The 12,625-nt window shown below is 42.0% G+C and carries 13 protein-coding genes; 11 read left to right on the plus strand and 2 right to left on the minus strand.

Annotation, left to right across the window (positions count from 1 at the left end; all coding sequences use genetic code 11):
* The first annotated feature begins 26 nt into the window (after positions 1 to 26).
* The 5 genes from NPA43_RS05450 (at position 27) to NPA43_RS05470 (ending at position 6,830) form a co-directional block, all read left to right on the plus strand.
* Positions 27 to 1,088, plus strand: a complete 1,062-nt coding sequence (locus NPA43_RS05450) for a carbamoyl phosphate synthase small subunit (RefSeq protein WP_230030914.1) — start codon at positions 27 to 29, stop codon at positions 1,086 to 1,088.
* Entirely contained in the window at positions 1,081 to 4,161 is a 3,081-nt protein-coding gene (locus NPA43_RS05455) for a carbamoyl-phosphate synthase (glutamine-hydrolyzing) large subunit (RefSeq protein ID WP_256499458.1), read from the plus strand. Before NPA43_RS05450 ends, NPA43_RS05455 begins: the two co-directional genes overlap by 8 nt.
* Entirely contained in the window at positions 4,158 to 5,108 is a 951-nt protein-coding gene (gene argF / locus NPA43_RS05460) for an ornithine carbamoyltransferase (protein ID WP_099728283.1), read from the plus strand. Before NPA43_RS05455 ends, argF begins: the two co-directional genes overlap by 4 nt.
* Positions 5,109 to 5,213: 105 nt before the next feature.
* Positions 5,214 to 5,393: a YjzC family protein gene (locus NPA43_RS05465; RefSeq protein ID WP_041110112.1), complete on the plus strand. Its 180-nt coding sequence runs from the start codon at positions 5,214 to 5,216 to the stop codon at positions 5,391 to 5,393.
* Positions 5,394 to 5,564: 171 nt separating this feature from the next.
* Positions 5,565 to 6,830 carry an MFS transporter gene (locus NPA43_RS05470; protein WP_256499459.1) on the plus strand — a complete coding sequence of 422 codons (1,266 nt, stop codon included), beginning with the start codon at positions 5,565 to 5,567 and terminating at the stop codon, positions 6,828 to 6,830.
* Positions 6,831 to 6,926: 96 nt separating this feature from the next.
* Here NPA43_RS05470 and NPA43_RS05475 read toward each other — a convergent pair whose 3' ends face one another.
* Complete coding sequence (locus NPA43_RS05475; protein WP_034322948.1) at positions 6,927 to 7,121, minus strand: YjzD family protein; 195 nt, start codon at positions 7,119 to 7,121, stop codon at positions 6,927 to 6,929.
* 212 nt (positions 7,122 to 7,333) lie between these two features.
* Between NPA43_RS05475 and NPA43_RS05480 the strand changes: the two genes are divergently transcribed.
* From NPA43_RS05480 to NPA43_RS05495, 4 genes are all read left to right on the plus strand, one after another.
* Complete coding sequence (locus tag NPA43_RS05480; RefSeq protein WP_099728281.1) at positions 7,334 to 8,074, plus strand: hypothetical protein; 741 nt, start codon at positions 7,334 to 7,336, stop codon at positions 8,072 to 8,074.
* Positions 8,075 to 8,149: 75 nt separating this feature from the next.
* Entirely contained in the window at positions 8,150 to 8,728 is a 579-nt protein-coding gene (locus tag NPA43_RS05485) for a nad binding enzyme (protein ID WP_099728280.1), read from the plus strand.
* Between the two features lie 90 nt (positions 8,729 to 8,818).
* Positions 8,819 to 9,781 carry a BMP family ABC transporter substrate-binding protein gene (locus NPA43_RS05490; RefSeq protein ID WP_099728279.1) on the plus strand — a complete coding sequence of 321 codons (963 nt, stop codon included), beginning with the start codon at positions 8,819 to 8,821 and terminating at the stop codon, positions 9,779 to 9,781.
* Between the two features lie 11 nt (positions 9,782 to 9,792).
* A complete protein-coding gene (locus tag NPA43_RS05495; RefSeq protein ID WP_099728278.1) occupies positions 9,793 to 9,990 on the plus strand; it encodes a ComZ family protein in 198 nt (65 codons plus the stop codon).
* 9 nt (positions 9,991 to 9,999) lie between these two features.
* Here NPA43_RS05495 and NPA43_RS05500 read toward each other — a convergent pair whose 3' ends face one another.
* Positions 10,000 to 10,233 (minus strand): hypothetical protein, encoded by a 234-nt coding sequence (locus tag NPA43_RS05500; protein ID WP_099728277.1) that lies wholly within the window; start codon positions 10,231 to 10,233, stop codon positions 10,000 to 10,002.
* Between the two features lie 169 nt (positions 10,234 to 10,402).
* Here NPA43_RS05500 and NPA43_RS05505 point away from each other — a divergent pair, with 169 nt between their 5' ends.
* On the plus strand, positions 10,403 to 11,341 hold the full coding sequence (locus NPA43_RS05505; protein ID WP_099728276.1) for a beta-ketoacyl-ACP synthase III: 939 nt from the start codon (positions 10,403 to 10,405) through the stop codon (positions 11,339 to 11,341).
* Positions 11,342 to 11,362: 21 nt separating this feature from the next.
* A complete protein-coding gene (gene fabF, locus NPA43_RS05510; RefSeq protein WP_099728275.1) occupies positions 11,363 to 12,604 on the plus strand; it encodes a beta-ketoacyl-ACP synthase II in 1,242 nt (413 codons plus the stop codon).
* The last annotated feature ends 21 nt before the right edge of the window (positions 12,605 to 12,625 follow it).

Raw genomic sequence — 12,625 nt, forward strand, 5'->3', positions numbered from 1 at the left:
TTATTCAATTTTGGGGTGACACAAGTATGAAAGGTTATTTAAATTTAGAAGATGGAGCCTCTTTTGAAGGAGATCTGACAGGAGAAGCTGGCATTACTGGTGAAGTGGTCTTTTTTACAGGCATGACAGGTTATCAAGAGGTGCTCACAGATCCTTCCTATAAAGGTCAGATCATTGTTTTCACCTATCCACTGATCGGAAATTACGGCATCAATCATGAAGATTTTGAGAGCAAAAAGCCACAAGTAAAAGCGGTGGTTGTCTATGAGGCAGCTGAGCATTTTTCTCACCACCTTGCTGCGGTAAGCTTAAAAGAGTATTTACAGAAGTGGAACATTCCGCTTCTTACACATACAGATACTCGTGCAGTCGTGCAAAACATCCGGGCAAATGGCACAATGAACGCTGTATTAAGTGTAGACGAAAACGAAACGCCGCCGGCGATGAAACAAGACAATGTAGTAGCTCAGGTCACAGAAGATGAGATCTACACACAAGGCAGCGGCGAGGAACATGTGGCGCTCATTGATTTTGGCTATAAAAAGTCAATTGCAGATTCACTTGTGGCGCGCGGCTGTAAAGTAACAGTCATTCCATATAAACAAATGGAAAAGGTGTTTGAGATCAAGCCGGATGCGATTCTTCTGTCAAACGGACCTGGAGATCCCAAAACAATGAAACCATATTTAAAGACCATTCATGACATCATGATGACCTTCCCGACACTTGGCATTTGCTTAGGTCATCAATTAATCGCTCTTGCACTGGGTGGGGATACGTATAAGCTTCCTTTTGGTCACCGCGGAGCGAACCATCCCGTACAAGATACAGAATCAAAACGTGTCTTCATGACAAGTCAAAATCACAGCTATGTTGTGAATGAAAAAAGCATGAATGACAAAGAAGTGGATGTGAAATTCCTTCACGTCAATGATGGATCTGTAGAAGGATTCATTCATAAAGAGAAGCTGATTATGTCCGTTCAATTTCATCCAGAAGCACACCCAGGACCTGCTGAAAGTGAATGGGTATTCGATGATTTTATTGAGAAAGTGAAACAAGCAAGGAGAGAAGTCGCACATGCCTAAAGATCAAAGCATACAAACCATCCTAGTCATCGGGTCTGGTCCAATCATCATTGGTCAGGCAGCAGAATTTGATTACTCAGGAACACAAGGATGTATGGCCTTAAAAGAAGAGGGCTACAAAGTCATCTTAGTGAATAACAACCCAGCAACCATTATGACAGACGAGTCATTTGCTGATGAAATCTATTTTGAACCGCTTTCAGTTGATTCAGTGACAAGAATCATTGAAAAGGAAAAACCAGATGGTCTTTTAGCCAACCTTGGCGGACAGACCGCTTTAAACCTTGCTGTCGAGTTAGAAAAAGCCGGTGTGCTGAAAAAGCATGGGGTTACACTGCTCGGAACGTCAGTTGAAACAATTGAAAACGGCGAAGATCGAGAGAAATTCCGTGCTCTCATGAAACATTTGAACGAACCTGTGCCAGATAGTGAAATTGTGGATAATGCGAAAGATGCCCTTCAATTTGCAAAAGAAGTAGGTTTCCCAGTCATTCTTCGACCTGCGTACACACTTGGCGGTAAAGGTGGAGGAATCGCTTTAACAGAAGAGGCGTTTAAACTGCTCATTGAAGGAGCCCTTTTAGCGAGTCCGATTCATCAGTGTTTAGTAGAAAAAAGCATTGCTGGCTTTAAAGAAGTCGAATATGAGGTCATGAGAGATCGTCAAAATACGTGTATCACTGTATGTAACATGGAAAATATCGATCCAGTTGGTGTGCATACAGGAGACTCAATTGTCGTTGCACCCTCCCAAACATTAACGGATCAGGATTATCAAATGCTCCGTTCAGCGAGCCTGAAAATTATTTCAGCGCTGGACGTAGTCGGCGGTTGCAACATTCAATTTGCTCTTGATCCACTCAGTAAAGAATACTTTGTCATCGAGGTAAATCCTCGGGTCAGCCGTTCTTCAGCTCTTGCATCAAAAGCAACAGGCTATCCGATTGCAAAAATGGCTGCAAAGCTTGCGGTGGGCTATACACTAGACGAATTGAAAAACCCGCTCACAGGCACAACTTATGCTAGCTTTGAGCCGGCACTTGATTATGTCGTCGTGAAATTCCCGCGCTGGCCGTTTGATAAATTTAAACATGCAGATCGTAAATTAGGCACAAAAATGAAGGCGACTGGTGAAGTCATGGCCATTGACCGTAATTTAGAGTCTGCCATTCAAAAAGCAGTCGCCTCACTTGAAATCAAAACAAAGGGCTTTCACTTGCCAGAACTGAAAGAGCAATCGACTGAACAATTATTTGAATTAATCAAAACGCCAGACGATCGTCGTTTTTTCGCAGTCATGGAGCTTCTTTCTAGACAAGAAACGGTTGAAACGATTCATCAAATGACGAAAATCGATCTATTTTTCTTACATGTGTTCAAACATATGATTACACTCGAGCAAGAGCTGAAGAATCATAAGGGAACTCTATCCAAAGACACCTTGAAAAAGGTAAAGGAAAAGGGCTTTCTTGATGAAACGATCGCTTCTCTCACGGGAAGCAGTGAAGAGGCAATTAGACAGCTTCGCCAAGAATATGGCATTGCTGCTTCATTTAAAATTGTCGATACTTGTGCTGCGGAATTTGATGCGAAAACGAATTATTTCTATTCCACATACTTTGGGAAAAGTGATGGAGAGCATCAGGAGAAAACAAAGCAGCGTGCATTGATCATTGGCTCTGGTCCAATTCGAATTGGGCAAGGAGTCGAGTTTGATTATAGTGCAGTACATGGGGTTCTCACCTTGCAAAAGCTTGGATTTGAAACCATCATGATGAACAACAATCCAGAAACGGTAAGTACCGATTATGAGATTGCAGATCGTTTATATTTTGAACCCATTACATTAGAGCATATCTTAAACGTTGTGGAAGCGGAACAAATTGATTTCGTCATCGTCCAATTTGGCGGGCAGACAGCGATCAACGTAGCAGAGAGTTTGGAAAAAGCCGGTGTCACTTTGTTAGGTACGTCCTTTGACACACTAGATGCGCTAGAAGATCGTGATTTGTTCTATCAGCTTCTTGATGAACTGAAGCTTCCTCATGCAAAAGGAGCTACTGCTCATTCAAAAGAAGAAGCACTCGCGCATGCTGCAAGCATCGGTTACCCTGTGCTAATTCGCCCATCGTATGTCATAGGCGGAATGGGAATGATTGTTGTTCAATCTGAAGCACAATTAACGTCACTGCTTGATCAGCCTGATCATTTGCCATATCCGATCTTAGTTGATGAATACGTCACTGGAAAAGAAGTTGAAGTGGATCTCATTTCTGACGGAAAAACAACCTTCATTCCAACGATCGTTGAGCATGTTGAGAAAGCTGGCGTGCACTCAGGTGACAGCTTTGCCATTTTACCAAGTGTCTCCATCAGCGAGGAGATCAAACAGCAGGTGTATAACGCATCTGAACAAATAGCGGAGAAATTAGCATTCAAGGGCATTATGAATATCCAATTTGTGATCAAAGGCGGTCAGGCACTTGTATTAGAGGTGAATCCTCGGGCAAGCCGGACTGTCCCAGTAGTCAGTAAGGTAATGGGCATTGAAATGATTCCGCTGGCAACACAGTTATTAGCTGGTGCGACGCTTGAAGAACTGAACCCTTCAACGAAAAACAAAGGGGGAACAGCTGTCAAATTCCCAGTTTTCTCATCACATGCCATTCAAGATATCGATTTAAAACTGACACCAGAAATGAAAGCGACAGGTGAAGGAATGTGTGTAGGCAAAAACGTCGAAAGCGCCTTGAAAAAAGTGTTTGCGTCCATCTGGCGTCAGAAAGGAAGTCTCTTTATACAGGGTAGTGAACTGTTAATAGATGAAGCGAAACATGCAGGCTTTGATGTCTGGACTGGCAGCTTTGAATCTTGGCTGCAACAAGGCGATAAATCTCTTCACATTCATTTAGGGGAAGATGAAGAGGCAAAAGAGCAGCGTGTAAAAGCTCTCACACATGGTGTTCAAGTACTAACCGAATATGAAACAGCTCAAGCATTCCTGCAAGGGAAAGAGGGAGATGTGTCGCCCGTATCTCTCCATGAATTATATAAAAAGGAAGTGACGGCATGAATCAAGTAGACGTGCAACCAGCATTATACGGAAAAGACTTTTTATCGTTAAAGGATTTCTCTATCCAAGACATTGCGTACTTAATTGAAAAAGCGGAAGAAATGAAACAAAATCCATATCAGGATTTATTCAAAGGGAAAACGTTAGCGATGATCTTTGAAAAATCCTCTACTAGAACTCGTGTATCGTTTGAAGCGGGAATGACGCAGCTAGGAGGGCACGCGCTCTTCCTCAGCTCAAATGATTTGCAAATTGGCAGAGGAGAAACGATTAGTGATACCGCCCAGGTGCTGTCTGGCTATGTAGATGGCATTATGATTCGGACCTTTGAACATGAGAAGGTAGAGGAGCTTGCAAAATACGCGTCCATTCCAGTCATCAACGGACTGACGGACTACTCCCATCCATGTCAGGCGCTTGCTGATTTATTGACGGTGAAAGAAGCAAAAGGGACATTAAAAGGAGTCAAAGTGGCGTATATCGGAGATGGAAATAACGTGGCTCACTCCTTGATGGTCGGCTGTGCGCAGCTAGGCTGTGACATTGCGGTCGCATCCCCAAAAGGCTATGAACCACTCCAAGACGTGACAGATACTGCACGTGAGTTTGCAAAACAATCAGGCGCAGAAGTGATTGTTACGACAGACCCTGTAGCAGCTGTTCAAGATGCTGATGTCATTTATTCAGATGTGTTTACAAGCATGGGGCAGGAGGCGGAAACAGAGAAACGTCTAGCTGAATTTAAAGAATATCAAGTCAATGATGAACTGATGCGTCATGCAGCAAAGGACTATATCTTCCTTCATTGTCTGCCTGCACACCGCGGAGAAGAAGTAACAGCAGACATTATTGACGGGCCGCACTCAAGAGTATTTCAGCAGGCAGAAAATCGCCTTCATGTGCAAAAAGCGTTAATCAAAGAGCTCATGTATCAACAAACCAAATAAACCTAAATGTGTCCCTGACTCGTATGAGCAGGGACTTTTTGCATATTGGATTGGAGAGGCAATGGAAGGGACATAATAACATCAATCGAGAAAGGAGGATGGAAAATGGGTCAGAAGCATCAGTTTAAATCTGGGAATAAAGCACCTAATAATGGTGTCTATATCGAAATCGGTGAAACCGGAAGTATGGTGAAAGATCCTTTAAAGATTAAGCTCAAAGCAGGCGACGTCTTTCCGGATAACTCGAACCATAACCGTGTTTGGACCTACCAAAGAAAGCCGTAAGCAATTGACTAAGAGTCCATGTGAATAAGTCTTTAGAGGCATGTGTCATGCCTCTTTTTTCTTTATAATAAAAAACAATTAAGTTCAAATTTTCAAATAAATAGTATGAAAAAAAGAGAATGTAAGGTAAAATATGTAATTATTAATAGAGATGTTGAAAGGATTTGTGTGATGGAAAAGACGAATCTCAGTGAAAGTGTTTGGAATAAACGCTTCACCTCATTATTCATATCAAGACTCATTAAAAATAGTGGAGAAAGTTTTGCTTTTACATCCGTTCTTTGGCTATTGATTTTAAGAGGGGATGGAGCGCTCGGTACAGGACTTCTTCTAGCAGTTACAGTTCTTCCTTCATCATTGTTAGCCCCAATACTAGGACCTCTTATGAAAAAGCACCATTTGTCTAAATGGATGTTCGCTTCAGACGTCGTTCGAGCAACAATTGTACTCATTATTCCACTACTGCACTTTTCGCATCTATTGCCCCTATGGTTATTGATCTCATTAATGGTGATTCAATCGGCAACAGGTGCAGCATATAACCCAGCTTCTGTGGCCATCTTACCGCAGATTGTTCCAAAGCATCTCATTCAAAAAGCAAATGCGATCCTGCAATCTTCTTTTGAAATTGTCGCACTTGCAGCAGTGATGGTAGCTGGTCTCTTGGTCAAATTAATTGGACCTGCAGATACACTGCTGATCACAACTGCCTTATTTATCATATCTGGCCTGTTTATTATTGGCGTCAAACTAAAGAAGACAGACGAAGAAAAAGCAGCAGGCATTAAACAAGCAAAGAATACATATCTGTATAACTTAAAAAGAGGCTTCCTTGTTGTCAAAAATCATCACATTTTATTTGCACTGACGCTGTATTGTATTTTAATGAATGTCGCAGCTGCCCCGTGGCAGGCACTATCCGCTGTATACGTAGCAGAAGCGCTGCAAAGTGATTCAATGGTGTATTCCATTTTAAGAGGCGTTGCCGCAGTGGGCGCATTTATGATGGGCTTTGCGCTGGCAAAGGTGAAAATTAAAAGATTTGGTTTGTTCTTTATTGTCGCTGGAATGATTGAAGGGGCAGCGTTCTTTATCACAGGGATGAGCACATGGCTGCCGGTCGTTCTGCTTGCTTCCTTTATTTTTGGCGCCGCCGTCAGTGCGATTAATGTACCGGAATTGGTCATTATTCAAACATCAGTTGACCAGGAGGATCAGCCGCAAGTATATGCTGTGATCAATGCATCATCAAATGTCTTTCTCCCGCTTGCAGCAGTCGTATCGGGTGTCCTGGCAGAAAGATTTGGAGCGGGACTTGTCATTGCTGGCGGAGGAGTGCTTGAAATTTTATCAGGCATCGCGATCTTCCTGTTTACAGGGCTTGCGAAAAGCCATTTGACAGCAGACAAACAGAACGCTGAAACGGTTGAGATGTAAACCAATAAAAAACCCCCTGTATTCAAGACAGGGGGTTTTAGACTGTTGACAAAGGGCTAAAATCATCATTTTAGCTCTTTTTCAGCAACTTACGTATTAAGAGTGTTTTGTTGAACTTTCCGTTTCTTTCATTGGACTTACTTCAGCAAAGATGAATAAAATAACCGTAAACACAATGGCAAGAATGGAAGTCAAAGTAAAATCATAAGCAGCTCCATTCATTGATGCAACGATGTAACCAGCCATATGTGTCAGCAGAAAAGTCCAAATGAGGGTGATAATATAATGCATAATCCCACCGTCCTTTATGTAACAATCTATTGATTATCATACCATAGATACGAGTTAAGGGAAAAGACTGTTTTCCGCCTTTATGTGACCATTTTTAGACCTTCTGCTATAAAAATGAAAAGAATTCTTCTGTCTTTAGGGGATTTCCCTATTCCTACAAGAGTTGTTGTTCATATCATAGAAAGCAGAATCACTGAAAGGAGGCTGGCCATATGGGTGTAAGCGAACGGTTTTTTCAGCTTGGTTCCCAGTGGAACGTCATTCACCTTCCTCAAAAACCAAATGGCTTTGGCATTCTTATCCTCGGTGACCGAAATCACTTTGTGCAGGAAAATACATCATTCTGGCTTCAGCATTATGGAAGAAACCAGCTTTTAACTGCCTTAAAGGATGAAGGATATACATTGTTTAATAGTCATCTTCATGGGAATCACTGGGGATGCGAAGATGCTGTTTTTAGTGCAAAGCAGCTCGTTCATCACACATTAAAACAGGAAATATTAAACCGGGAAATTCATGTGCTGGCGGAAGGGATGGGGTCACTTGTCGCCATGAGCCTTGCCGAAGAGATGCCAGAAGTGCTAAGGTCCATTGCGATGGTGAATCCATGTTTGCATCTGCATGCACAAAGAGAAAGAGAAAAGGAACACAAATTCTTTTACAAACAGCTGATCAAAGAGTTAGCGCAGAGCTATGGCTGCTCTGAAAAGGAAGCTGAAACGTATCCACTGCCTTCTTGCCCCGTTCATTCAGCTCATGTACCGATTCACATATGGCAAAGACTAAGCGGCGCACCATATTCATATGAACTTCACGCAAAGCCTTTTATCGATCAGCATATGATGAATTCAGAACATTGTCAGGTCGATCTCACCTTGCATATGTTTGATCATCCAAGAAGAATCTTTCAGTCCATTCACAAGTTTTATAAATCGCATGAAAGAGAATTGTAATGAATAGGATGATAACAGCCCTTCATGGAAAGGGCTCTTCTTTTTATTCGATATGCTAAAAAAGGGGACATGAACATGGAAACAGGACTGATCATAGGTGCAGATGAATTTTTTGGCCTGACACTTTGTGAATATATGATAAAAGAGGGCATTCAAGTGGATATCACGTGTCCTCAAGAGTATACAGAAAAACAAAAGATGCTATTAGAAGAGCGGATGATGTGGCTCGGCCGGAATGACCTCGTCTGTGTCATTGACCTTCAGGATGGCAAAGAGACGTATGACCTGATCTTTATTCAATCAGAGGAACCACATGAAAGAGAGACAGACATCAAAGCGAAACATGGCATGTACCGGATACTGTTCGAAGAACCCGAAGACAAACTGTCCAAACAGAATGTGCCAGCTGTTATTCTTCCTCGCATGTTTGGACCATGGACACTCGATGAAGAAAGAAGAACAAAGAATGACCACTCAGTTTTTGTAGAAGATGTCGCAAAGGAACTTTTGAAGTGGGCGTCGAGCACCAACCAAAGACAGGATATGACGCATCAATTGAAGGTAGAAAGCCAAACAGATGACAAACAAGCAGAAGAAATGATCGCAGATTGGAAAAGACAAAACTCAACATTTTTCGACAAAAAGCAAGAATGATCTTCCATCTTATCTTTTTTCAGTATAAAATAAACCTATATTTAACATACAGGTTCATGCCTGCATGTTGCAAAGGGAGTTGAACATGGCATGAAGTACCAACGGCTTGTCATGATCTTTTCGTTCCTTCTCCTATTATCTGCCTGCTCGCAGGCGCCTTTAAAAGGACATATTGAGAAGGTGGGTTTACTCGTCCCCGATACGATCAATGATCAAGTTTGGGGAACGAAAGGTTATAAAGGCTTACTAAGTATTCAATCGACATTTGGTGTAGATGTTTATTATAAGGAAGGAATGGTCGACAAGGAGAAAATCGTTGATGCCATTGAAGAATTCCATAAAAAAGGAGTCAATTTGATCATTGGCCATGGCAATGAATACAGCGAAATTTTTAACTTGATCAGTGAAGATTATCCCAAAACACAATTTATTACGGTCAATGGATCCAAGCCTCAGGCAGACAATGTCACAAACGTGACGTTTAAAGGAGAAGCCATGGGCTTTTTCGGAGGCATGACAGCAGCGCATATGTCAAAAACCAAAAAGATTGGTATTCTTGCTACATACGATTGGCAAAGCGAAGTAGACGGCTTTATCAAAGGCGCAAAATATCAAGATGAACATGTGCAAGTGCTAGCGGAATTTGTCGAAAACTGGGACGATGCTGACAAAGCTGTGGATCTGTATCAAAAATTGAAAAAACAAGGCGTAGATGTTGTGTATCCAGCAGGTGATGGTTATAATATCCCTGTCATTGAACAAATCAAAGCCGATAATTTATCAGCTATCGGGTATGTCACCGATCAATCCAACCTCGGAAGTCATACCGTCTTAACGAGCACAGTACAGCATGTCGATAAAGCGTATAGTATCATTGCGAAGAAGTTTAATGAAGGCAAGCTAAACGAACAAGATGAGTACTCCTTTGACTTTAAAGAAGGAGTGATCGAAATGGGGAAATTTAGCTCAACCATTGACCGCGCTTTTGTGAAAGACATTGAGAGTGATATTGCGTATTACAAAAAAACAGGCAAACTGCCAAATGAAAAGTGAGGACATTGAACATGCAGCACGAAAAATCGATGGAGTTTTTACAAATTGCCATGAAGTATTTCCCGCAGGCAAAAGAAGAATTAGATAAAGCGGGGATTCAGCTTGAGCCTGAAGCTCTTCAGCCGCTTCTATCATTATTTACATCGGTCATGCAAGAGGCGTATGAGCTTGGAAAAGCAGATGCAGAATCAGAAAAAGCCACACAATAGTGGCTTTTTTTATGATAATTTTTTCTTGAAGGCACTAATCATAGGGCCAACATCTTTAAACACAGGCTTCAGCTCGTCGATCGAGTTCATAATGTTCCCGATCTGATTCATGACATGCATATAGTCGATTGAGTCATCATTTGATGATGTATCCGCACGTTCCTCCTTTGCTTCTGTCTTGCTTTTCTCCTTTTCAAGTGGCTGACCAAACATCATTGCCGAGAAAATATCCTTTTGCGCCATATCACATGTTCCTTTCTACTATTGGTATATCATTAATCTATGAAAAAAGTGAGAGGAAAGGTTAGACGTTTGTATTGCCAAGGAGAAAAAAATAAGGTAAAATTAGTACCAGATACTAATATAAGATCACAATATCACATGCTCGTATGAGTAAAAGGAGTCTTATTCAATGAATGCTGGAATTATTGGCCTTGGCCGCTATATACCTGAAAAAGTATTAACAAATCATGATTTAGAAAAAATGGTTGAAACTTCTGACGAGTGGATTCGTACTAGAACAGGTATAGAAGAAAGAAGAATTGCATCTGATGATGTCAATACATCACATATGGCGCTTGCTGCTGCAAAAAAAGCATTAGCTGACGCAGATGTGGCTGCAGAAGATATTGATATGATTCTTGTGGCGACAGTCACGCCAGATCAAGCATTTCCGACAGTCGCTTGTATGATTCAAGAACAGCTCGGTGCACATAAAGCATGTGCAATGGATATTAGTGCTGCTTGTGCTGGCTTTATGTATGGGCTTGTTACTGGAAAACAATTTATCGAATCAGGAACTTTCAAGCACGTGCTTGTCGTTGGCGTTGAAAAGCTTTCTCGCATTACCGACTGGGATGACCGCAATACAGCTGTTTTGTTTGGAGATGGAGCAGGTGCTGCTGTGTTAGGATCAGTCAGCGAAGGTAAAGGAATTCTATCATTTGAGCTTGGAGCCGATGGAACCGGCGGGAAGCACTTGTACTTAGATGAAAAAGATCATACAATCATGAATGGACGAGAAGTATTTAAATTTGCTGTAAGACAAATGGGCGAGTCAAGTGTAAACGTCATCGAAAAAGCTGGACTATCGAAAGAAGACGTTGATTTCTTGATCCCGCATCAAGCAAATATTCGCATTATGGAAGCAGCACGCGAACGCTTAGAACTGCCAGTCGAAAAAATGTCGAAGACTGTCCATAAATATGGAAACACATCAGCAGCATCCATTCCAATTTCACTATGTGAAGAAATCGAAGCCGGAAAAATTCATGACGGTGATGTGATTGTAATGGTTGGTTTTGGTGGCGGATTAACGTGGGGCGCAATCGCTATGCGATGGGGCCGATAAAAGAGTGAGGTGCACAAATTAATGGATAAAAAGCGAGTAGTTGTTACAGGATTAGGTGCTTTGACACCTCTTGGCAACGATGTAGAGTCAACATGGAAAAATGCTGTAGCAGGTGTATCAGGTGTTGGACCGATCACACGTGTCGATTCAAGTGAATATACCGCAAAAGTAGCTGCAGAACTAAAAGATTTTAACATCGAAGATTACATGGAGAAAAAAGAAGCGAGAAAAATGGCGCGCTTCACTCAATATGCAGTTGTTGCTGCTCAAAAGGCTTTAGAAGATTCACGCCTTGAAATCACAGATGAAATCGCACCGCGTGTTGGTGTATGGGTTGGGTCTGGTATTGGCGGACTTGAAACATTTGAAGAGCAGTTTGAAGTGTATTCAAATAAAGGGGCAAGACGTGTAAGCCCATTCTTTGTCCCAATGATGATTCCAGATATGGCGACAGGACAAATTTCAATTGCACTTGGCGCAAAAGGAGTTAACTCTTGTACAGTCACAGCATGTGCAACAGGTACAAACTCAATTGGTGATGCATTTAAAGTCATTCAGCGCGGAGATGCTGATGCCATGATCACAGGCGGAACAGAAGCGCCGTTAACAAAAATGTCGTTTGCAGGTTTCTGTGCGAACAAAGCCCTTTCGACAAATCCTGATCCAGACACAGCAAGCCGTCCATTTGATAAAAACCGTGACGGATTTGTCATGGGTGAGGGCGCTGGGGTTATTATTCTTGAAGAACTAGAGCATGCGTTAAAACGTGGTGCGACCATTTATGCAGAAATCGTTGGATACGGTTCGACTGGTGATGCATACCATATTACAGCTCCTGCTCCAAACGGAGAAGGCGGCGTCCGCGCGATGAAAGAAGCGATTCGAGATGCAGGTTTGACTGTGGAAGAAATTGATTATATCAATGCCCACGGAACAAGCACACCTTACAATGATAAATTTGAAACAATGGCCATTAAAGAAGTGTTCGGAGAGCATGCGAATCAGCTTGCGATCAGTTCGACAAAATCAATGACAGGTCACTTACTTGGCGCAGCAGGCGGAGTAGAAGCGATTTTCTCTGTTCTTGCGATTAAAGACAGCGTCATTCCTCCAACGATTAACCTTGAAACACCGGATGAAGAATGTGACCTTGACTATGTAGCAAATGAAGCACGTTCAAAAGAAGTTCAAGTTGCTTTGAGTAACTCACTCGGTTTTGGCGGGCATAATGCGACAATTATCTTCAAAAAATACGAAGCGTAATACTTCCTGAGCAGGCGGCGA

Source organism: Bacillus pumilus (assembly GCF_024498355.1).
Lineage (GTDB): Bacteria > Bacillota > Bacilli > Bacillales > Bacillaceae > Bacillus > Bacillus pumilus_P.

Excerpts from the sequence above, each read along its gene's own strand:
- NPA43_RS05450 (WP_230030914.1), top strand. The coding sequence starts at position 27 with ATGAAAGGTTATTTAAATTTAGAAGATGGAGCCTCTTTTGAAGGAGAT.
- NPA43_RS05455 (WP_256499458.1), top strand. The coding sequence starts at position 1,081 with ATGCCTAAAGATCAAAGCATACAAACCATCCTAGTCATCGGGTCTGGT.
- argF (WP_099728283.1), top strand. The coding sequence starts at position 4,158 with ATGAATCAAGTAGACGTGCAACCAGCATTATACGGAAAAGACTTTTTA.
- NPA43_RS05465 (WP_041110112.1), top strand. The coding sequence starts at position 5,214 with ATGGGTCAGAAGCATCAGTTTAAATCTGGGAATAAAGCACCTAATAAT.
- NPA43_RS05470 (WP_256499459.1), top strand. The coding sequence starts at position 5,565 with ATGGAAAAGACGAATCTCAGTGAAAGTGTTTGGAATAAACGCTTCACC.
- NPA43_RS05475 (WP_034322948.1), bottom strand. The coding sequence starts at position 7,121 with ATGCATTATATTATCACCCTCATTTGGACTTTTCTGCTGACACATATG.
- NPA43_RS05480 (WP_099728281.1), top strand. The coding sequence starts at position 7,334 with ATGGGTGTAAGCGAACGGTTTTTTCAGCTTGGTTCCCAGTGGAACGTC.
- NPA43_RS05485 (WP_099728280.1), top strand. The coding sequence starts at position 8,150 with ATGGAAACAGGACTGATCATAGGTGCAGATGAATTTTTTGGCCTGACA.
- NPA43_RS05490 (WP_099728279.1), top strand. The coding sequence starts at position 8,819 with ATGAAGTACCAACGGCTTGTCATGATCTTTTCGTTCCTTCTCCTATTA.
- NPA43_RS05495 (WP_099728278.1), top strand. The coding sequence starts at position 9,793 with ATGCAGCACGAAAAATCGATGGAGTTTTTACAAATTGCCATGAAGTAT.
- NPA43_RS05500 (WP_099728277.1), bottom strand. The coding sequence starts at position 10,233 with ATGGCGCAAAAGGATATTTTCTCGGCAATGATGTTTGGTCAGCCACTT.
- NPA43_RS05505 (WP_099728276.1), top strand. The coding sequence starts at position 10,403 with ATGAATGCTGGAATTATTGGCCTTGGCCGCTATATACCTGAAAAAGTA.
- fabF (WP_099728275.1), top strand. The coding sequence starts at position 11,363 with ATGGATAAAAAGCGAGTAGTTGTTACAGGATTAGGTGCTTTGACACCT.